This is a genomic window from Bacteroidales bacterium (assembly GCA_016707785.1).
Taxonomy (GTDB): domain Bacteria; phylum Bacteroidota; class Bacteroidia; order Bacteroidales; family UBA4417; genus UBA4417.
Map to the genome: position 1 here is coordinate 23,610 of JADJGZ010000023.1, position 23,258 is coordinate 46,867.

The 23,258-nt window shown below is 39.3% G+C and carries 16 protein-coding genes; 14 read left to right on the forward strand and 2 right to left on the reverse strand.

Features of this window, described 5'->3' with window-relative positions; all coding sequences use genetic code 11:
• Positions 1-52 precede the first annotated feature (52 nt).
• From pstA to IPH84_13345, 10 genes are all read left to right on the forward strand, one after another.
• Entirely contained in the window at positions 53-910 is an 858-nt protein-coding gene (gene pstA / locus IPH84_13300) for a phosphate ABC transporter permease PstA (GenBank protein ID MBK7174177.1), read from the forward strand.
• Positions 911-1,002: 92 nt separating this feature from the next.
• Positions 1,003-1,755 (forward strand): phosphate ABC transporter ATP-binding protein, encoded by a 753-nt coding sequence (pstB, locus tag IPH84_13305; protein ID MBK7174178.1) that lies wholly within the window; start codon positions 1,003-1,005, stop codon positions 1,753-1,755.
• Positions 1,756-1,828: 73 nt separating this feature from the next.
• A complete protein-coding gene (gene phoU, locus IPH84_13310; GenBank protein ID MBK7174179.1) occupies positions 1,829-2,494 on the forward strand; it encodes a phosphate signaling complex protein PhoU in 666 nt (221 codons plus the stop codon).
• A gap of 32 nt (positions 2,495-2,526) precedes the next feature.
• Positions 2,527-3,210: a response regulator transcription factor gene (locus tag IPH84_13315; protein ID MBK7174180.1), complete on the forward strand. Its 684-nt coding sequence runs from the start codon at positions 2,527-2,529 to the stop codon at positions 3,208-3,210.
• 35 nt (positions 3,211-3,245) lie between these two features.
• The gene (locus tag IPH84_13320) at positions 3,246-4,259 is read left to right on the forward strand and encodes a sensor histidine kinase (protein ID MBK7174181.1); all 1,014 of its coding nucleotides are present in this window, start codon (positions 3,246-3,248) and stop codon (positions 4,257-4,259) included.
• 479 nt (positions 4,260-4,738) lie between these two features.
• Positions 4,739-6,805, forward strand: a complete 2,067-nt coding sequence (locus tag IPH84_13325) for a BatA and WFA domain-containing protein (GenBank protein MBK7174182.1) — start codon at positions 4,739-4,741, stop codon at positions 6,803-6,805.
• 87 nt (positions 6,806-6,892) lie between these two features.
• A complete protein-coding gene (locus IPH84_13330) occupies positions 6,893-9,667 on the forward strand; it encodes a DNA gyrase/topoisomerase IV subunit A (protein MBK7174183.1) in 2,775 nt (924 codons plus the stop codon).
• A 54-nt stretch (positions 9,668-9,721) separates the two neighbouring features.
• Positions 9,722-10,936, forward strand: coding sequence for an FprA family A-type flavoprotein (locus tag IPH84_13335; protein MBK7174184.1), 1,215 nt, complete (start codon positions 9,722-9,724; stop codon positions 10,934-10,936).
• Positions 10,926-11,750, forward strand: a complete 825-nt coding sequence (locus tag IPH84_13340) for a hypothetical protein (GenBank protein MBK7174185.1) — start codon at positions 10,926-10,928, stop codon at positions 11,748-11,750. The genes IPH84_13335 and IPH84_13340 overlap by 11 nt, the downstream gene beginning before the upstream one ends.
• 57 nt (positions 11,751-11,807) lie before the next feature.
• On the forward strand, positions 11,808-12,554 hold the full coding sequence (locus tag IPH84_13345) for a response regulator transcription factor (GenBank protein ID MBK7174186.1): 747 nt from the start codon (positions 11,808-11,810) through the stop codon (positions 12,552-12,554).
• Positions 12,555-12,832: 278 nt separating this feature from the next.
• On the opposite strand, the gene IPH84_13350 is transcribed toward IPH84_13345, so the two are convergent.
• Positions 12,833-13,015, reverse strand: coding sequence for a hypothetical protein (locus IPH84_13350; protein MBK7174187.1), 183 nt, complete (start codon positions 13,013-13,015; stop codon positions 12,833-12,835).
• Positions 13,016-13,181: 166 nt separating this feature from the next.
• Between IPH84_13350 and IPH84_13355 the strand changes: the two genes are divergently transcribed.
• Positions 13,182-13,463, forward strand: a complete 282-nt coding sequence (locus IPH84_13355; protein MBK7174188.1) for a pyrimidine/purine nucleoside phosphorylase — start codon at positions 13,182-13,184, stop codon at positions 13,461-13,463.
• A 5-nt stretch (positions 13,464-13,468) separates the two neighbouring features.
• On the opposite strand, the gene tsaD is transcribed toward IPH84_13355, so the two are convergent.
• Positions 13,469-14,488: a tRNA (adenosine(37)-N6)-threonylcarbamoyltransferase complex transferase subunit TsaD gene (tsaD, locus tag IPH84_13360; GenBank protein ID MBK7174189.1), complete on the reverse strand. Its 1,020-nt coding sequence runs from the start codon at positions 14,486-14,488 to the stop codon at positions 13,469-13,471.
• Positions 14,489-14,598: 110 nt separating this feature from the next.
• On the opposite strand from tsaD, the gene IPH84_13365 reads away from it, so the two are divergent.
• From IPH84_13365 to IPH84_13375, 3 genes are all read left to right on the forward strand, one after another.
• Positions 14,599-19,008, forward strand: coding sequence for a translocation/assembly module TamB (locus IPH84_13365; protein ID MBK7174190.1), 4,410 nt, complete (start codon positions 14,599-14,601; stop codon positions 19,006-19,008).
• Positions 19,009-19,134: 126 nt separating this feature from the next.
• Positions 19,135-19,836: a hypothetical protein gene (locus tag IPH84_13370; GenBank protein ID MBK7174191.1), complete on the forward strand. Its 702-nt coding sequence runs from the start codon at positions 19,135-19,137 to the stop codon at positions 19,834-19,836.
• A 244-nt stretch (positions 19,837-20,080) separates the two neighbouring features.
• Positions 20,081-23,242 carry a UvrD-helicase domain-containing protein gene (locus tag IPH84_13375; protein MBK7174192.1) on the forward strand — a complete coding sequence of 1,054 codons (3,162 nt, stop codon included), beginning with the start codon at positions 20,081-20,083 and terminating at the stop codon, positions 23,240-23,242.
• The last annotated feature ends 16 nt before the right edge of the window (positions 23,243-23,258 follow it).

A 23,258-nucleotide genomic window follows, 5' to 3' on the forward strand; every position in this document is an offset into this window, starting at 1 on the left:
TGGCTGAAACTATAATTAACTCATATTGAGGCAATAATTTCAATTACAAAAAGTGACAAAGAAGCAATTAATACAGAAAGTGGCATTTACATCCTTTGGATTGGTAAGCCTCATTGTCGTAGGAATACTTTTTTCAATCCTGGGGTTTATTGCCGTTAGGGGGATTTCCGTTATCAGTTGGGAATTCCTTACGTCTATGCCTGAAGACGGAATGACAAAGGGTGGCATATTCCCTGCTATCGTTGGAACAGGATGCCTGGTCCTTGGATCCATGGTATTTGCTTTTCCAATTGGCGTTCTTAGTGGAATTTATACCAATGAATACCTGAAAGATTCCTGGTTTAAAAGGTTTATCAGGGTTATGACCAATAACTTGTCCGGCATTCCATCCATTGTATTCGGACTTTTTGGGATGGCTTTGTTTGTGAATTATCTTGAATTCGGTGACTCAATTATTGCGGGTTCTCTAACTCTCGGACTTCTTACCTTACCTGTAGTAATCAGGACAACTGAAGAGGCCCTGAAATCAGTGGATGACTCTTTAAGGTTGGGAAGTTATGCCTTAGGAGCCACAAAACTGCAGACAATTCGAAGGGTTGTACTGCCAGTAGCTTATCCAAATATTATTACTGGGCTCATTCTCTCTATCGGAAGAGTATCAGGGGAAACTGCTCCTATCTTATTTACGGTAGCAGCCTATTTCCTGCCCAAATTACCAACCGGATTATCCGATCAGGTAATGGCCCTGCCTTACCATCTTTATGTGCTGTCAACCAGTGGTACAAACATGGAAGAATCAAGGCCAATGGCCTATGGTACTGCTTTCGTTCTGATCGCAATTGTGCTTATTATTAATACTACGGCAAGTTTTATTCGCCGCCGCTTGCAAAAAAGAGTCAAAATGGATTAATAAATAAAAATCCATAGGAAAAATCTGGGTTTAGAGTTTTATAACAGCGTTGATGCAATTAATTTGTAGAGAAATAAAAGTAAAATAGAATAATGATACAGGCTGAAGCAAAGAAAGTGAATGTATGGTATGACGATTATCTTGCATTGAAAGATATCAATATGAGTTTTGAGCCTAATACGGTGACAGCACTCATTGGACCATCAGGATGCGGTAAATCTACCTTCCTCAGACTCTTTAACCGAATGAATGACCTGATCAGCAGTTTTAGGCTCGAAGGTCTTATCACTGTTGATGGACAGAATATTTATTCACGTGAAGTGAAAATCGATGAAATCAGGAAACAAATCGGGATGGTCTTTCAAAAACCTAACCCATTCCCTAAATCTATTTATGAAAATGTTGCTTACGGCTTAAGAGTAAATGGTGTTAACGACAGAAGAACACTCGATGAAGTAGTCGAACGTTCGCTGAAACAAGCCGCTCTCTGGGATGAAGTGAAGGACAATCTGAAAAAGTCAGCCATGGCGATTTCTGGCGGACAACAACAAAGACTTTGCATAGCACGCGCACTTGCAGTAGAGCCGAAACTTATACTCATGGATGAACCGGCTTCTGCTCTTGATCCCATCTCCACCGCGAAAATTGAAGAACTCATATTTGAGTTGAAAAAAGAATTCACTATCCTGATTGTTACCCATAATCTTCAGCAAGCTGGAAGAATAAGCGATTATACAGGTTTTTTCTACCTCGGAGAACTCATCGAACACGATCTTACTCAGAAAATTTTCTTGAATCCAAGCCAGGAACGAACCCAGAATTATATTACCGGAAGATTTGGTTGATCAGGAAAATGGTTTGCTCTGGTAGATTTTTACCAGTAAAATAATGAAAGTGATAATTTAATGAAATAAAATCATGACACATTTAGATTCAAATCTGACACAACTTAGAGAAGACCTCATCCAGATGTGGAACCTTGTATCTAGCCAGATGGAAATGGCTCGACTGGCATTGATAAATGGGGATAAAGACCTTGCAAAGGAAGTTCGGGCCAACGAGAAAATGGTGGATGCCTTCGAACTTAAAATCGATATGGATTGCGAAAATATAATCATGTTGCAAAACCCTGTCGCTATCGATCTGAGATTCCTGCTCTCTGTATTGAAAATTAATTATAACCTTGAAAGGATAGGCGATTATGCAAATGCTATTGCTAAAACAGCCGAAAAGGCTGATAAAGAGTGGCCTGCAGAACTTGTTGAGACGACGCATATTCCTGAAATGTTCTTTATAGCCCAGACTATGATTCAGGAAGCTCTAGGGGCATTCGAAAAAGCAGACCGTAAAATGGTTAAAGGATTGTTCGGGAAAGACGAACAATTGGATAAAATGAATGCAGAAATCCCTGCAATTATCTGCACAATGTTAAAAAATAAACCTGATGATGCTGCTACTTTACTGGATGCCTTTTCTATCATCAGAAAACTTGAACGAGCAGGTGATCATATTACCAATATTGCAGAAGAATTGATTTTCTATTTTGATGCCATTATTGTAAAACACAGCAAATTAAAGAAATAGGAAAGTATTAAATTACTTCAAAGATTAGTCTTATGTCAAATATTCTCAATACAATCCTTCTTGTTGATGATGAATCTGATATCCTGGATTTTGTAGGATATAATTTACGTAAAGAAGGTTATACAGTGATCACAGCTGATAATGGCCGCGATGCTGTGCAAAAAGCAGAACAAAACCTTCCCAAGCTTATTTTACTGGACATCATGATGCCGGAAATGGATGGTATTGAAACCTGTCGCGAACTTAAAAGGATTGCTGCTTTGCAAGATACCTTAATAGTGTTCTTTACCGCCAGGAATGAAGATTTTACCCAAATTCTCAGCCTGGATGCCGGGGGAGATGATTTTATCACAAAACCAATCAAACCTGCTGTGCTTATAAGCAAAGTCAATTCCCTGATGAGACGCCATCAGCAGGCTAAAGATGAATCTGGCATACTGGATGTAGGCGACTTGCAAATTGATAAGGAAAAATACCTGGTGTATAGAAATGGGAGTGAAATTCAATTAGCCAGAAAAGAATTTGAATTATTGTACCTTTTGGCTTCTAAACTTGATAAGGTGTTTACCAGGGATGAAATTCTGTCACGTGTCTGGGACGACGATGTTATTGTCGGTGAAAGAACCATTGATGTGCATATCCGAAAGATCCGTGAGAAAACAGGGAGCGATCATATACGGACCATAAAAGGGGTTGGATATAAGTTTATACCATGATCAGGACTTCTGATGCAAGGATTCTGGCAGTGATTATTTCAGCAGCAATTCTGCTGTTGTCAAACATTGCTTATTTTTTTATTGAGTTTTCTACCGGACTGACTTTACCCTGGTTGTCGCTCATCATTTCAGAATTGCTGCTTTTTGTTGCTCAGTACTTTCTCATCAAATACTTCCTTGAAACATTTATCTATAATAAGATTAAGCTCATCTTCAAATCAATACACAGCCTGAAAAGAACCAAGGATGAAAAGAGAGAACTGCGTGCTTCAATAAAAGGGGATATCATCAATTCTGTAAATGAACAGGTAATGATGTGGGTTCATGATAAAGGTGAAGAAATCGATGAACTAAAAAAACTTGAAACCTATCGCCGGGAATTCCTGGGAAATGTGTCGCATGAGTTAAAAACACCTTTGTTTAACCTGCAAGGATTTACACTGACACTCATCGATGGTGGAATGAATGATCCGGAAATTAACCAGGATTACCTCGAAAAAATACAGAAGAATATTGAACGAATGATCACTATCGTTGAGGATCTGGAAATTATTTCCCGACTTGAATCTGGTGAAGCCCGACCTGTTATCTCCCGTTTCGATATGGTTACTCTAACTAAAGAAGTATTCGAGTTTCTAGAACCTAAATTATCTGTCGCCAATATTTCTCTCATACTTGGTAATGATCATTATGGGGAATATTCAGTACTTGCTGACAGGGAGAAAATTCGTGAAGTTTTAAGCAACCTGATCGATAATTCTATCAAGTATGGTAAGGAAAATGGACGCACTAAGGTGAGTTTCTACGAGATGGATGAAAATGTACTCATCGAAGTCTCCGATGATGGTATTGGTATCAGAGAAGAGCATATTTCCCGTCTGTTTGAAAGGTTCTACAGGGTAGATAAACATCGTTCCAGAAGTCAGGGTGGCTCAGGCCTGGGACTGGCCATCGTAAAACATATCATTGAAGCCCACGATCAGACTGTTAATGTTAGATCAGCTCCTGGTGTGGGTTCCACATTCGCTTTTACCTTAAAAAAGGGCTGATAACAATTGTTCAATATTAAAATATAGCATCCCAGGCCGTTATTGGCCTTTTCCAATTCATAATCCGCGATAATTTTTCATCATCAGGAGTTTTACTGATCACAATAATTCGGTGAAATGGAATCATTGATTTCAACGTACATTGAGGCAATTTCACCAAATTAACAGAGTGATCCATCGATCATTTTTTGTCAGGTGACAGGAACTGGATATCTTTAAATATTGAATGAAAATAAGGTTAGATAAGAGTAACCCTTAACATTCTACGTCTGCCGAAAGCCCTTGTACTCAGGATCAAGGGCTTTCTCAATTTTCATGGCATATACCTGTACAACTAATTTGATTTTGGGATTGAACCCAGCTAAAAATCAACTGTACTCTTTATGTTCATGGAATTGTTCCCAAAACTTATACACAAATCCTTTTTGAAGCGCCTGAATTCGCTAAATTTGATGCTTCATTGTGATTAACAACTTAGGATGCATTTTGTAAACCCGGCCTTTCTATTTGGTTTATTTGCCATTAGTATTCCCATCGTAATACACCTTTTTAATTTTCGAAGATTTCGGAAGGTGTACTTTACCAATGTGAGGTTTATAAAGCAACTCAAACAGGAAACCCAGAAACGTTCCCAATTGAGGCATCTGATTATTCTGTTGATGCGAATTCTTGCAATTACTGCACTGGTTCTTGCTTTTGCCCAGCCTTATATCCCTCATTCTCCTGATAATAATGCCATTGCAGCTAAAAATGACATAAGTGTCTTTGTTGATAATTCATTCAGCATGGAAGCCGTTGGAAGTAACGGAACTTTATTGGATGAGGCAAAACAGAAAGCTAAAGAAATAGTTGCAGCATATAAAGCTTCGGATAATTTTCAATTACTTACAAATGATTTCGAAGGCCGTCATCAGCGGTTCATGACTCGTGATGAATTCCTCACCCTTCTCGAAGAAGTTAAACCTTCTCCATCTTCCAGAAAAATAGCGGAGCTTTTAAGCAGACAACAGGATGTTTTCACTGAAAGAAATACAGATAGAAAAAATGCATTTATCATTTCTGATTTCCAAAAGTCTTCTTACAAAGAAATGGGTTCAGTATCCGACACTGCCTTGAATGTGTATTTTGTACCTGTGAATGCAAATATTCAATCTAATGTTTTTATCGATTCCTGCTGGTTCGACCTGCCACTCCAGCAAGTTGGACAAGCCACCATCCTTAACACCAGAATTATCAATAAATCAGGGAAAGATCTTGAAAAAATACCGGTAAAACTTGACATTGACGGGAGACAAAGAGCTGTTGCCAGTATTGATCTGAAAGCTGGTGCTTCCGGGAACCTCAGGATACCATTCAATAATTCTGCGGCCGGTTTACATTATGGAATTGTTCAAATTGTGGATTACCCACTTACCTATGATGATCAGTTCTTCTTTTCTTTCAATGTAACATCCTCGTTGAGTGTGCTTTCCATTAATGGCAAAGATGAAAATAAGTTTATTAACACACTTTTTTCACAGGATTCGACGCTTCTACTAACAAATATCCTGGAGAAAACACTTGACTACGCAAAGCTTTCCAGCTATAGCCTGATTATTCTTAATGAATTACCGGCTTTTTCCAGCGGATTGATGCAGGAATTAAGCCGATTCATTCAAAACGGAGGGTCAATTGCTATCATTCCGGCATCTTCTCCTGACCTGAATTCATATAATTCATTCCTGTCATCTCTAAAATGCCCTTCATATCTTGCTCTGGATACTGTAAATACTATGGTAACCAGGCTCAACCAGGACCACCCGGTTTATAGAGATGTGTTTGAAACTTCTGCCGGGGTAAAGTCCTTGCCCGAAAATACTGAAATGCCTTCAGTGTCAAAGCATTTCCCGATTGTCACATCCTCTGCCAATGCAACTCAGAGCTTAATGAAAATGTTGAACGGAAGAGATTTTCTGACTGTTACACAAACTTTATCCGGACAAGTTTTTCAGTTTGCCACTACACTGAATAGTGACTTCAGCAATTTCCCAAAACAGGCTTTATTTGTCCCGACACTCTATAATATAGCACTTATCAGCAGGCCACCAATGAAGTTATCCTATACAATAGGGAGAAATGATGCCATTCATCTGAACATGGCCTTTCTTGATGGAGATAATGTGTTCAAAATCAGATCCTGGAATGGCAAATTTGAAATGATCCCTGAACAAAAGCGCGCAGGTTCATCGTCCGATATTTTTATTAATGACCAGGTGAAAGTTGCAGGACATTATCTGCTTATCAATCAGTCAGATACAATTAGCGCAATTGCTTTTAACTATAACCGGGATGAAAGCAACCCTGAATGTATGTCCAATGATGAAATTGAAGCTTCATTTTCCAGGATCGGACCTGCATCCTTTAACCTATTGAAATCTGCTCATAAGCCTCTGAATGAAGTTATTGAAGAAATGAATTTCGGAACCCGGCTATGGAAATACTTTGTGTTTGCTGCATTGGCTTTCCTGCTTGCAGAGATCCTTTTACTCCGATTTTGGAGGAAGTAACTGGATGCAAAAATGATGTGAAAATGAAAATACAGCATAGCTTATAATCAACAACCGCTTACATAATTAAATTATCCTTTCTTCATCATGGAAGAAGACGAAAAAATTGAAAACGAAGCTGAAGAAACGAATCCGGAGTTGTCGCAGGATAACCAGGATTTGGATGATTTCCCTGCACCAGAAGTAGAAGAGGTCGGGGCATTGCATCATATTACTTACTTGCCGGGAATGTACCAGAGCTGGTTTCTGGATTATGCTTCCTATGTAATTCTTGAAAGGGCTGTCCCTGAAGTATTAGATGGACTAAAACCGGTTCAGCGTCGCATCCTGCATTCCATGTATGAACTTGAAGATGGACGTTATAACAAAGTAGCCAATGTAATCGGGCATACCATGAAATACCATCCACATGGTGATGCTTCTATTGGTGATGCTATGGTTCAGTTGGGGCAAAAGGATCTGTTGATTGATACCCAAGGGAACTGGGGAAATATTTTAACAGGGGATAGCTCCGCTGCTCCCCGATATATTGAAGCAAGACTTTCAAAATTTGGACTGGACGTAGCCTTTAATCCTAAAATCACGAAATGGAAAGCTTCCTATGATGGCAGAAATAAGGAACCAGTCACATTACCTGTTAAATACCCATTGCTGCTGGCTCAGGGTGTTGAAGGGATTGCCGTAGGTCTCGCCTCAAAAATACTGCCCCATAATTTTATTGAACTCATCGATGCCTCCATTTGTGTACTTAAAGGGGAAGAATTCGAGATATTGCCTGATTTTCCTACCGGCGGATTGGCGGATTTTTCCAGGTATAATGATGGGTTGCGTGGGGGAAGGGTCAGAATTCGTGCAAGAATAAGCCAGCTGGATAAAAAAACACTGGTTATTTCTGAAATCCCATTTGGAACGACTACCGGAGATCTTATCGAAAGTATTATCGCAGTCAATGAAAAAGGGAAAATAAAAATCAGGAAAATTGATGATAATACAGCCGGTACTGTTGAAATTCTGATTCATCTTCTGCCTGGTGTATCCCCTGATCAAACCATTGATGCATTATACGCATTTACCTATTGCGAGCGCTCGGAATCTCCGAATGCTTGTGTCATTATGGATGGTAAACCAGTTTTTATTGGCGTAACAGAAATACTGAAAATATCCACCTGGCAAACGGTCCATATTCTTAAAACAGAACTTGAATTTCAACTGGGAGAACTTGAAGAGAAAGTTTTCTTCAGTTCCTTGCTGAAAATTTTCATACAGGATGGTATGTACAAAAATCCTGATTATGAAAATGCAAATTCGTTTGAAAATGTCTGTAAGGTATTGAATAAGCTATTCAAGCCTTACTTCAGTGAGTTTTACAGGCCTATTGAAAATGAGGATTACAAGCGCCTCATCGATAAGCCAATGAGCAATATCACCCGTTTCGATGTGAAAAAAGCAGATGAACAGATGATGCATCTTGTGGATGAAATCCGGAAAGTTCGTTTCAACCTTGCACATCTTGTTGAATTTGCCATCGCATTTTTTGAGGAAATTAAACGAAAATATGCGAAAGGAAAAGAACGGAAAACGGAAATCAGGAATTTTGAATCAATAGAAGCTGCTGCTGTTGCCGCCGCTACTCAGAAACTGTATGTCAACCGGCTTGAAGGTTTTGCTGGTTATAGCCTGAAAAAGGATGAATTCGTAAGGGAATGTTCAGATATTGATGACATTATCGTTTTCAGAGAAGACGGTACCTTTATCGTATCTAAAGTGGCTGAAAAAGTCTTCGTGGGTAAGAATGTTATCCATATCGATGTTTTCAAGAAAAATGATGACCGAACCACTTATAATGTAGCTTATCAGGATGGCAGGATGGGTGCAATCTACGTAAAACGTTTTGCAGTTACTGGCATCGTTCGCGATAAGGAATACGCCATCACCAAAGGTACTGCTGGTTCAAAAATCATTTATTTTACTGCAAACGAAAACGGTGAGGCAGAAGTAATCAGGGTTACTCTTAAACCTAAACCCCGATTAAAGAAACTGAATTTTGATTTCGACTTTGCTGAACTCACAATAAAAGGCAGGAGTTCCCAGGGGAATATCCTGAGTAAGAATGCGGTGAAAAAGATTATCCAGGCTGAAAAAGGATTTTCAACACTGGGAGCCAGGGATATATGGTATGATGATACAGTGATGCGCATCAATACAGATATGAGGGGGAAGAAACTTGGAGCCTTCAAGGAAGATGACCGCATACTCGTAATTACCCGAACAGGGCACTTCAGGCTCATGACATTTGACCTTTCGAACCACTTCGATGAAGATATGATCATCATTGAAAAGTTCATCCCCGAAAAACCTGTCACTGCCATCTACTTCAGCCCTTCGAAAAATGCTTGGTTCGCAAAACGATTCCTTGTTGAAGCGACTGATAAAAAAACGCTGTTCCTCCCTGAAGAAGAGGGTATAAGAATGGAAGCAGTAGTCACCGTCCATCGCCCTGTTCTTAAAGTTGATTTCAATAATGAAGGCTTGAAGAAACCTGTTGAAACCCCTGTAACCATTGAGCTGGAGACCTTTGTTGACCTTATGGGTGTGAAAGCAAAAGGAAAGCGGATCGGAAATGCACCATTGCTGGCATTTGAATGGCTTGAACCTTTGCCTGTAGAAACAGATAATGAAATTGATGAAGACGAAGATGAAGCTCTTGATATACAGGAAGCAGATGAGATAGTTGAGGCTGATGAAGATGAAACTCACCTGGTCCCGGGTCCGATTGATGAAAGTTCCATTAAACCACCTCCTGACTTCCCCGATGATGAAGAGGATGACTCAGGCACCCCTGTGCAAATGACACTTTTTTAAAAATGGCCATAATTAGAGTAAAACTGATTAAGGAAATAAAAAAAATAGACAATTATGAATGATAATAAGATACTACCCATTTCTCAGGATGTTCATTGGATTGGTGTATTAGACCGCGAACTGGTAACTTTTGATATCGTAATGCATACACCCTACGGAACTACTTATAATTCTTACTTTATTAACGCTACCCGCAAAGCCGTAGTTGAAACCGTAAAAGATAAATACTTCGACATATTTCTTGCAAAACTTAAGACCTTTTGTGACCCTTCTGAGCTGGAATTTATCATCGTGAATCATACTGAACCTGATCATTCAGGTGGCTTAAAGAAGTTATTGGCAATTGCCCCCAACGCTAAAGTAGTAGGCAGCGGCAATGCCATCAGGTACCTGGGCCATATGTTAGGTCACGATTTCCCTCATATTCAGGTTAAGGATGGGGATGTGATTGATCTGGGGGATAAGCATATCCGCGTTATCGGTGCCCCAAATCTCCACTGGCCTGATTCCATTTATACCTACCTTGAAGAAGATAAATTGCTATTTACCTGCGATTCATTTGGGGCACATTATTGTGACAGCCGAATGTATGATGATCAGGTTGGTTATTGGAATGACGCTTTCAAATACTATTTTGATGTGATCCTTAAACCTTTCAGCCGTTTTATGCTGAAAGCCATTGCCAAAATCAGGCCTCTTGAAATTAATGCCGTACTCCCTGGCCATGGCCCGATCCTCAGATCACACTGGAAAAAATATGTCGACTGGACTGAACAACTGGCGCTCGATGCAGTTAAACTAGGTGAGAAACCCATGGTTTTCATCCCTTTCGTGAGTGCCTATCATAACACAAGGGATATGGCTGCTCTAATCGCTGATGGAGTCAGGGAGGTTGCTAATATCCACATCGAAATGCATGATATTGAAAAGATGTCATATGAGCAAATCGAATATTATATGATGAATTGCACGGGAGTTATTGTTGGTACTCCTACCATAAATCAGAATATTCTGATGCCGGTATACCAGTTATTTGCAGCCATTAACCCATTGCGTGATAAAGGAAAGCTGGCAGGGTCTTTTGGTTCATATGGATGGAGTGGTGAGGCTTCTAAAATGATGGAATCAAATCTCCTGAACCTGAAGTTAAAATACTTCCGACAGGGTGTATTTGTTAAGTTTACACCTCATGGGGAAAGTAGTAAGCAATGTGTTGAATATGGAAAGGCATTTGCCGAACAAATGCTTGCAGATATCAATGAACAGTAATGTTCTGGTATTCCTGATTTTATTGTACTTGCTGTCCTCCTGTACGGCAGAACATAAACTGGCACGCCAGTACATCAGGAATCATAAGGGGGAAGGCGTATTGGTATCACCTACTGATTTTCTCTATAAATTGAATTCAGGGGCTTATATTAATGAGTCTTTGTACCCTGACCCGGAACAGCAAGATTCCGTGGCTTATTTTTCCTCCACATTCGTTCAGTATATTTCTGATTCAGTATTTCTGTCAGCATTTACCAATTCTTTACTTGAGGAATTATTCAAAATGGGTTATCAGGTATCTCTTGATAAAGAACTTGATCAATTCCTTTCCTCCCCAAAGCCCTCATGGGTCGTTTCCCTGGCACAACTTCAGATAGAAGAGGATTATTCCTCTTCGGTTGTCTATGGATACAACGATGATGATGAGGAATACAGCATGCAATACCCGGTCTACACAGTTTCTTTGAATTCTTGGTTGGAAGTAAGTCCGGTGAATACCGTTCTCGGAGCCAGGCAATTACTGTTTTTAAGTGGCTTCATCGAAGATGAGCAGAATATGAACGTAGCACTAGAGTATTACAGGGGACAATTTTATTTTAATGATGACAGGGCTAAAATCGGTCTTGAAGATATTTATTCTATGGCATCCGGTTCTGCTAAAAAAATTGCGGATATGCTATTCGACTACTTCATGAATGATTACATAAGAAGAAACATCAAGGATACCGAAAATCCAAGAAGGGAGATGCATTATAACAGGATATTCAATTCCATTGAAGAAGGACTCCCTGAACGATTTGAAGTCATTAAATAAAGGTTTGTATCCTGTTGCGGAAATTGCTTATTTTTGATAAAATTTCTTCTAAATTCCATGATTCATTCTGTCATTATTGATGATCAATCGATTCATCATGATATCCTCAAAAGGAATCTGTCACTTTACTGCCCTGAAGTCAAGGTAGTAGCAGAATTTTTTTCAGGAACAGAAGCGCTGATACACCTCCCAACCTTAAAATTTGATATCCTTTTCCTGGATATTGAACTTGAAGATATGAACTCCTTTGAGATGCTACAGAAATTGCCATATCGGGATCTTCATATCATTTTTATCACCTCATTCGATAAATATGCAGTTCAGGCTTTCAAGGTTCATGCCGTGGATTACCTGATGAAACCAGTGGATGGAGTTGAATTGAGTAAAGCTATTGAGAGGGCAATGGCCCAGATTATTGATAATGAACGCAGATTAGGCTTAATATCAGACTATAGTTTCCAAAAGAATAATAAGATACTTGTTACAGAACACAATGAATATAAACTTGTGGATGTGGAATCGATCTTATACTGCAAAGCTGATGGGAATTATACTGACTTGTTTCAATTAGACCCAAGAAGTGCTGAGATGAAGTTTACAGATACCCATAATCTCAAATATTTCGAAGAAAAACTGAAATCTTTCGGCTTTATCAGAATCCATCAATCTTATCTTGTCAATAAAGCCCATGTATCCAAAATCAGGAAAATTCCCAGTGAAATCATCATGTCAAATGGGACAGTTTTACCCATTGCAAGGGACAGAAAGCAGGATATCCTTGATATGTTCTCAGGTATTATCTGAAATTCATCTATTTTCAAAACGGAATTTCACCTGCATTTAACAGAATCTCCCTAATTTATTACAGAATAATAAAGTTCCCGCTTTCAAAGTAGGGAACATAACTTTCTTGCTTAAATTTATACTATGAAATAGTGGATAATCAGCACTAATTAAGCATCTGATTTTTTCGTTCCTTGCTTACAGAAAATATTTTTCCAATAGGATGAGTTGGTTTTTGGAATAAACGGTATCGCCGGCGTATGATAAGTTTCTCTTCCAGAACACTGCTTATCGAATTGTTAATATTCCGTTCCTGATTTTTCTCTTCTTGTAAGAGAATTTAAAGGTTCATATTTTGCCCGGCTATTTAATATTCCCGGCGATCCGTTTACATTAATTAATTCAATTCTATTTGGAGATTTTTTTTCTGTTAAAAATGTAATTACCAACACAATATACTCAACATCCTTACTTTTTTGCATTTTTTTATATTCTTTTAGTTCAGATCCCCCTGGTTTTTTCCAGGGGGATTTTGTTTTTCCGGCGATTCCCCCATCGTAGCGCTATATCAATACATAAAATAATTATAAGTTTTGTTACTGTCTTCAATAGCTTTAATAGATTTGCAGCTTCTAAAAATCAGACATTATGTTTAAGACTAATGAGTATTTTGAAGGTCAGGTGAAGTCAATAGCTTTCATTGCTAATGGAGATCCAGCAACCATTGGAGTAATGGCAAAAGGCGAATACACTTTCGGGACTTCATCCATTGAATATATGACGATCACTTCCGGGGAATTGTGGGTGAAATTACCTGGTGAAATTGAATGGAAGGCTTATAAACCTTTTGAAGAATTCATCGTTCCAAAAGGTGTTTCATTTGAAGTACGATGTGATTCTGATACATCATACCTCTGTATTTACCGCTAATAGTATTAAATCCCTCCCCTGGAGTAGGGCGTAGCAGATTGATCGGTAAAATGGCCTGTGAGGAATTTGTAATAGCCGGCTATGGCTATCATAGCTGCATTATCCGTAGTGAACTGGAATTCAGGGATGTAAACATTCCAGCCCTTTAATTCTCCAAGATCCAGCAGCGCCTTCCTCAAACCGGAATTGGCAGAGACACCCCCTGCAATTGCAATCTCCCTGATTCCCCTTTCTTTTGAGGCTTTTACTAACTTTTCCAGGAGAATTTCAATAATCGTTGACTGAATGGAAGCACATAGGTCAGCCAGATGATTCGTAATGAAATCCGTATCCTTTTTCAATTGATCCCTGAGGAAATATAAAAACGAAGTTTTCAATCCACTGAAACTATAGTCAAGGCCGGGAATGACTGGTTTTGAAAATTTATAGGCAGAAGGATTTCCTTCCCTGGCATGCTTATCAATAAATGGCCCCCCTGGATAAGGGAGTCCTAATATTTTGGCTGTTTTATCAAAAGCTTCACCTGCTGCATCGTCAATAGTACTTCCAATGATTTTCATCTCAAAATAGTCGCTTACTTCCACAATTTGCGTATGACCACCTGAAACTGTCAGACACAGAAAAGGAAATGCAGGAACCTTCTTTTGCTCATGACCTGGTTGAATAAAATGAGATAAAATATGTGCCTGTAAATGATTGATATCAAGCAATGGAATGTTCAACCCCAGGGATAACGCCTTGGCAAAGGATGTTCCAACCAATAATGACCCAAGAAGTCCGGGACCACGCGTGAAAGCAATGGCACTTAGCTGTTCTTTATGTACATTTGCAGTCTTAAGTGCTCTATCTATTACTGGTATGATGTTTTGCTGATGAGCCCTCGATGCAAGCTCGGGTACAACTCCTCCAAAGTCCTGGTGAACCTGTTGATTGGCAATGACATTCGATAACATTACAGTGCCATCTAACACAGCGGCTGAAGTGTCATCACAAGAAGATTCTATTCCCAGTATATAGACAGGCATAATTATTGGACATTGTGAAAGGATAAACCTGCATTCATTTTAGCCTATCCTCAGATATCTTAAGCTGCAAAATTATTAAAAAAGCACAGCAAATAGCGACCTGGATTGTTTTGACAGTTGTTTTACTGCCTGTATTCCTCTATGCCTTATTTCGTACAACCCCTGTTCAGACCTACATTGCCAGCCGCGTTGCTTCCTACCTTTCCACTGAATTGAATACAACAGTTGAGGTGGGAGGACTTGATATCAGCTGGTTTCTCAGGATTGTCCTGGTTGATGTGAATATTCTCGACAAAAGAAAAATGCCGGTTATAAAGTTCCATCGCCTTTCAACAGGGATGCCTGACTTTGATCTGAAACAACACAGGATTAAACTTAATTCAGTCAATCTGCAGGGGGCTGATGTCCGCCTGGTTTATTATGAGAATTCCAATGAACTGAATTTGCAGTTCTTATTGGATTATTTCTCTTCCAAGGATACGATTTCAACTGCTTCCAAACCCTGGGTATTTAGCTGTAAAAAAGTTGATATCAGGGATACCCGGTTTCGTTATAGGAATGAACAAAGGATTTCTCCGGGAAAAGGCATGGATTATGATGATCTGGATATCGCCGGAATTGACCTTCACATCAGGGGATTGAATATTAATGGAGATTCTATTGCAGCAGAAATCAAGCAATTGACAGCCAAAGAGAAATGCGGATTTTCGCTGGAAGACTTCTCAACCCGCGTACTTGTAACATCGCGGGAAATTATCGCAGATAGCCTTCTGATTACAACTGATAAAAGCAAACTTTCACTTGACCTTAAATTGCAATATCATAACTGGAATGGGTTCAACGATTTTATTGATAGTGTGAATATCAGGGCTAATATCAAACAGGCACAACTTGACCTGAGAGATCTGGTTTGCTTTGCCCCCGAACTGGATGGAATGGATGAATCAGTGAAACTTTCCGGGAAATTTAATGGGACTATTTCATCGTTCAACGGTAAGGAAATATTACTTGCCTATGGACAAGGAACTGCCTTTTCAGGGAGCCTTAAAATGACCGGACTGCCACATATAGAAGAGACATTCATTCATTTAAGGATGAATGAATTTAAAACAGACTACAAGGATGTTCAGTCTTTTACACTTCCCTATTCCAGTGGATTAGAATCCATTAAAGTACCGGTTGAAGTAACAAGACTGGGTTCAGTTAGAATCGTCGGGAAATTTACCGGCTTCTTTAACGATTTTGTCTCTAATGCTACTTTTTATACTGATGCAGGTGTCATAACAACCGATATTCTTTTAAGCAAAAATCATGAAGATAATAGGATCGAATATGACGGACATCTTCAGGCAGCTGGATTTGACCTGGGTAAGGTTTTTAATGTAAAAGAAATTGGGACATTGAATCTGAATGCCTCCGTGAATGGTAAAGGATTTTCTGCCAAAACAGCTGATTTAACAGTAAAAGGTAAGGTGGATCAGTTCTGGCTTATAGGCAACGAACTTGATGAACTCTCTATCGACGGCAGTTTCAATAGCCAGAAATTCAGCGGGAAGATATTGCTGCAGGATGAATTGATCAACCTTGATTTCAATGGAATGGTTGATATTTCTGATTCTTTGCCGGTTTTTAATTTTCAGGCAGACCTGAGAAATGCCATGCTGACTAAACTAAATCTCTGGGAGAGAGATTCAAGTTCCATGATATCTACACATATGAATCTGGATTTCAGGGGCAATACACTGGATAATTTAATGGGCTCGCTGAATTTTGAGAATACCGTTTATGTAGAAAATAAACATACCATTGTAATGAATCAATTGATGCTGCTTACTCAATCATTGAGTAACAATGGGAAAAGGATGACACTTAAGTCAGATTTTGCCGATGCAGTATTTTCCGGTCAATATACATTTGATGACCTTACTGAGTATCTCACCCTGGTGTTTACGGATTATCTGCCTGCCATTGCACTGGTTTCCCCATCACTCCCCCGTGAAGTAAAAGGGAGTTTCGATTATACCATTCAACTCAGGAACACCAAACCTTTGACAGATATTTTTGTACCGGGATTGCAAATTGATCCCAATACTGTAGTTTCTGGCGGCTTTGACCCATCTAAAGGCCTGGTCAATGTAAATGGACGATCCCCTTCAATCCGGCTGAATGGATTCACTTTCGAGGACTGGTCTCTTCAAGGTGCTTCCGAAGGTGGGAAATTGGGAGTTGAAATGAACTGCCGTGATATTACCCTTCTTTCGGATGATGACGAAGAAACGCCTGATGCGCACCTTGAGCAATTTAAACTATTCTCGACTGCTCAAAATGATACCATAAAATTCAGAGTGGTATGGAATGATGTTGATACTGCTGATAAAAACAGGGCTGATTTTGGAGGATCTCTCAGCTTTAGTTCTTACCCCATGCTTGCCTTAAGCCTTGATTCGGCAGGGATAAATATTAACGATACACTATGGAGCATTAAAGCGGGTAATAAAATTCTGATAGATACTACATCCATTCAGGTAATGGATTTACAAATTGCCAGTAAATATCAATCTATAGCAATTGATGGCAGGATTACAGATGACCCTCTTGACCAGCTCTTTATCAGGTTAGACCATTTCAACATATCACAATTGGATTTGTATACCAGGCCATGGGGAATCGATTTTGATGGTTATGTGAATGGAACGCTTGCATTATCAGATGTTTTCCATATTCCTCTCATAAAGGCATCCTTATTGGTAAATAAGCTGGGATTTAACCATGAAGCCCTTGGTGATGCCGAAATTAACTCTTCATGGGATAATACCCAGAAAGCCATTATGTTGGATACCCGAATTGTTTACCAGGGGAATGCAGGAGTTCATTATCCTTTGCTTGCTAAAGGGGCAATTTATACTGAACGATCTAAGAATAATTTTGATATCAGTGTGAAAGTTGATAACATAAAGCTGAAAGTATTACAGCCTTTTTTTATAGGGCTATTTTCACGAATGAAAGGCTACGGTTCCGGAGATCTTACTCTCACCGGTGCATTTGAGAACCCGATCCTTACCGGGAAAGTCAAACTTATGCGTTCCGAGTTGATGATTGATTATCTGAGAACCAGCTATTCTTTCACTGGTGATTTCAATTTTGCCGAGGACCTGATGTGGTTTGAAAATATTAATGTTGCCGATTCTGTTGGAAATACCGGTTCAACATCAGGAAAAATCAGCCATCATGCCTTTAAAGATTGGTTTCTTGACATCGATGTAGTATCCAATAATCTAACGGTGTTAAATACTACTTTTTCTCCCGCTGAAATGTACTATGGGAAGGCCCGGGCTAATGGTAAAATGCAATTGAAAGGGCCTGTTAACGACCTTAAACTATCGGTACAGGCCAGATCGGTTAAAGGAACTGATGTCTTTATTCCTATCAATACAGATGTAACTATTGCGGAGAACGATTACATTTATTACGTCAACACGGAAAGTAAAGACGATCCAAAAGCAGGTCCACCTCCGGAACCTTCCAATTTAAGTCTTCACCTGGAGTTGGATGTTTCAAAAGATGCTAACCTTGAGCTCATACTGCCATACAGGATGGGAAATATTAAGGTTAAAGGTGACGGAGCTGTGGATATGGGACTCGATAGTAAAGGGAATTATTCAATGCATGGGCAATATGTGATGGATAAAGGCTCCTTCCTTTTTAATTTCCAGGATATATTCAGCAGAACTTTTGAGATCAGGAAAGGAAGTACCATTACTTTTAATGGAAGCCCATACGATGCCGATATTAACTTGCAGGCCGTTTATAAAATCAAGACGAACCTGGCTGGATTAAGTACTGTTCCGCTTGAAGCCACCAGTAAAAGAATACCGGTCGATTGTGTCATCTCCCTTACCAACAGTCTGTATAATCCTGACATTCATTTTAGTATTGCTATGCCCGACGCTGATGCGGAAACACAACGATGGGTATTTGGTGCAATTGATACTTCCAATTCAGTGGCAATGAATCAACAAATGATATCACTGCTGCTTCTGAACAGTTTTACTTCTTCAGGTGAGTCCTCAAATATTACGGCAACAGGACTGGGTATCTCTTCCTTCAGTATCATCAGCAATCAACTAAATAACTGGCTGTCACAGATTTCTAAAGATTTTGATGTTGGTGTGAATTATCGGCCAGGAGACCAAATGTCAGCCCAGGAACTGGAACTTGCTTTGTCTACACAATTCTTCAACGATAGAGTAGTTGTTGATGGTACCTTTGGGATGACAACCTCTAATACCATCGCTAACAGCCAAAGCTCCAATCAATGGATTGGAGATGTGAATGTGGAAGTGAAAATAACTGAGGATGGCCGATTCAGGGTTAAAGCTTTCAATAGAACCAATACTTCTATTGACCTCTATACAGGTCAAGCTCCTTATACTCAAGGAGTAGGTATCCTTTATCGTAAAGATTTCGATAACCTGCGCGAACTCTTCGGAATGCAACGCAAGGCTGCCACCGGCAAATAATCAATTTCAATATTGAGTTTTAATTTAACATCTCTTGTGAGGTGTTTTGATGTAACTATTCCAAATAGGTCACGTCATATATCCGATTTTTAACCAAAAGAATTTCCACTAAATACACATATAACCATGAAAACAATTAGCCTCTTAATGTTTGTTGGTTTCTTCACCGTAAATTCTTCCCTTTTTGCAGCTGAACCAAATTTTATTACCAAAATGGTGGATGAAGCCTATGTTAACGACATCCCTTTCAATACTGAAACTATATATAAAAGCTACCTGGAAACGGCAGCTTTTTTTTCGACTTCCAAAGCAATGATTGATGAAGCTTATATTAGTGACATCCCATTCGATACTTATAAAATTGCAGAAGCCAACTTGCTTTCAAATAGCATAATGGCTGGTAAAATGCCTGAAGAAGCGTATATTGATGATATTCCGGTGAATACTACACTTGTCGCTAAAGATGATGAAAACAGGAATAAATCTAATACCGTCAGCGAGAATATCCCGGGAAATACCACCTATACCAGACTTCCTTCAGACCTGATCAAAGTTGAAGGGGAAAATATCACTTTTGGAGAAGTTTCTTCTCAGTATAAAGCTGAAAACCTGGAAAAGGACCTGGCTTTAATGATTGAAAAGCTTACAGCTGTGATCAAGGATCATCTCTCAAACGGTAAGGAGGTTATCACATTCACATTTCAGAATGTTGCCGGTAATGATCTGAAATCTTCACCATCCTGTTATACAATAAGTTTCAAAAGTAATGAGGAGCCTGGGGCCGTTTCCCTCGAAATGAACAAAAAAGAACGAATAGTAAAAGAATGAAGGAAAACAATAATGTTTTCAGATTAAAGAAGATATTCCTTCATTAAAATTTAAGTGGTTTGGTTTTTCAAGGAGAAGTGGGTATTAACCCACTTTTTTTATTCATCGAACTATAAATGTTATTTCCATTGTTCTATTTTGGTTTTTGATTGTCCGGGTTTTCATATGGAATGAAAACATTGAATTGGAATTACCCGCTATTAATGGCAATGCTTTTTTTTCTACTTTTAGGAATTATCCGGTTATGAAAAATTTCATAGTATATAAGTCATCAGCAGGTTCAGGCAAGACTTACACGCTTGTGCGGGAGTACCTTTTTCTGGCTATTTCATACCCATCTTATTTCAAGCAAATATTGGCCATTACCTTTACAAACAAGGCTGCCAATGAAATGAAGAACAGGGTTGTAACCAGCCTGTTGCATCTTAGTAACCCGGAGAAATTCAATGATTCAGCAGCCATACGATTTATGCTGCCTGACCTTTCTGAACGAACTGGTTTTCTGCCGGAACAGGTTGCTCTTAAAGCAGGGGAGGTGCTATCCGCATTATTGCATGATTATGACGATTTTGCTGTCAGGACGATCGATAGTTTTGTTTCAAGAATTATCAGGACGTTTGCTCATGATCTTCACCTCCCGGTCGATTTTGAGATTGAGATGGATCAGGATGTACTTCTGATTGATGCCACAGATAGGTTGATCGCTAAGGCAGGTATTGATCCTGAATTGACTCGTATCCTTATTGAGTTCACTGAATCGAAAGCTGAGGATGAAAAAAACTGGCACATTGAAACTGATATCAGGCTGGCTGGTAAAAGTCTGTTCTCCGAAGATGGGTACAAATTTGCTTCTCAACTCAAGGAAATAACCCCTGCAAAGGTATTGATCATTATCAGGGAGGTCAGGAAATTCCATGCGGAATTCAGGGAATCCATTGCCTCCCCGGCTAAAGAAGCATTACAGATCATTAAAAATAATCATGTTGAAATTGAATCCTTTTATTTCGGACGACAGGGAATAGGCTCATTTTTCAGTGCGATTGCCAATGGTCAGGTGAAGCTTCCGAACAGTCGCGTTGTTGATACAATTCAAAAGGATTCATGGATCGGAAATAAAAAAGATATCATTCAGTGTGAAGCAATCCAAAGAATCAAACCGGATCTGCTTGAGAAATATTTGCAGATTGAAAAATTGCTTGACAAGGAGTATAGTAGTTTTAAATTACTGGAACTCGTTAGCCGGAACTTATATCAGTTAGGGGTGATCAGTGCAATTGAAAAAGAGCTGGAAGAGGTTAAGAAAGAGAGGAATGTTCTGCATGTATCTGAATTTAACAAATTGATAACGGATATTATCATCAGGGAGCCTGTGCCTTTCATTTATGAGCGAACAGGTGAAAAATATAAGCATTATTTGGTGGACGAATTCCAGGATACTTCGGAACTCCAGTGGAAAAACCTGCTCCCTTTAATTACCAATTCCCTTGCTACTGCACAGTTTAACCTGGTTGTTGGCGATGAGAAACAAGCCATCTATCGTTTCAGGAACGGACAAGTGGAGCAGTTTATGCTCTTGCCCAATTTACCTGCAGCTTATGATCAGGAAGTATTTGCAGATGCCAGGCATGCACTCAGGAACAATTATGATGAGAAACTGTTGAATAGTAATTTCAGGTCATTGCCAGCAATTATTGAGTTCAACAATGAGTTTTTTGAGTTTGTTTCTCAAAAACTTGATGATTCACTTCGTTCCATCTACGACAAACAGGAACAAATTCCAGTGCCAGGCCGATCCGGGGGAACTGTAAGTATTGATTTCCTGGAAGCCGGTGATGCACAGAGTTTCAAGGAAATGACTCTTGACAGGATACTTGGGATTATCAATGATTTAAAACTGAAAGGTTATTCTTATTCTGATCAGGTAATTCTCACCCGCTCCAATGCACAGGGATGTGCAGTAGCCCGATTCCTGATGAACCAGGGTATCAGCGTGGTTTCTACGGAAGCTTTATTATTGTCTTCTTCACCAAAAGTGAATTTTATTGTTTCAGTTCTTACTATGCTTTCTAATCCCGGGGATATGATTTCCACCTCTTCGGTCCTGATATATCTCATCTTAAATAAACAATTGAAGCACGAACCGGAGGAATTGGGTTCACTCATTCAATCAAATGATTTTGAACAGGTATTGCTAAATTCTGGGATTGTATTTTCACGTAAGTTACTCTTGAGATTGCCTTTATATGATATGTGTGAGGAGGTTCTCAGAGTATTTGAAATGGACCTGGCACCCTATGACCCCTACATTCAGTTTTTCCTTGAATTTGTGAACCGCTATTCCCAGAAGGAAACCTATGAATTGCAGGATTTATTGTTAGCATGGAATGAGAATAAAGGAAAATTAAGTGTGATTGTTCCGGAAGGTATTGATGCCGTGCGTATCATGACAATCCATAAAGCAAAAGGTCTTGAGTTTCCGGTTGTTATCTGGCCTTTTGCAACAGAATTTCTAAAGACTACAATGGATAAAGTATGGATCAAGCCAACAAACCCGGTATTGTCTGGCTTACCAGTAGCTTTGTTACCTGTGATATCGGAACTTGAATCTGTTGGATATGGTGAAGAGTACAGAACTGAGCGTAATAAATCACTTCTGGACATGATAAATATGATTTATGTTGCATTTACACGGCCGGTAGATCGCTTGTATGTGCTTTCAAAACTCCCTTCGAAAAATAAATCGGAATCAATGTCGCTGCCGGGACTACTTCGTGACTACTTAATTGCTTCGAATAAGAATTGGGCAGTAAGTGGAAATATTTACCATTATGGAGAAGAAGATTTTCTAAAAAAGGAAAAAAATATAGAAAGAGTTGCGGTTCCTACTATTGATAACTTTATTTCCAACTCATGGCATGGACGGATCAATATTGCAAAAAGGGCACCTGAAATATGGGAAGGGGTTAATGCAGGTGATCAACAAGCATGGGGAGAACTTGTGCATGATTCACTCTCAAAAGTGAGTGCATCAAAGGATATCGACAAGACATTAGAAAATATTTGCCTGAATGCGCAACTTACCGAAAGTCAGGCACAGCGACTCAACCGGCAGGTGAGAACTGTACTGAATCATGAACTTTTAAGCCCCTTGTTTGCTTGTAAAGCTTCCATTCAATCCGAAAGAGGTGTACTTTTGCCGGATGGAGCTGTTGTTCGTCCTGACCAGGTCATTATTGACAATGAAAAGGTAAGCCTGCTGGAATTTAAGACTGGCAAACCTCTTGAAGATCATCTGAAACAAATTCAACGTTATGCTGATGCCTTGAGTGATATGGGTTACCGAAATATCATGAAGTACCTGGTTTATATTGATGATGAAAAGGTTGATGTCAGGATTGTAGAATAGGTCTATCAGGCAGGGT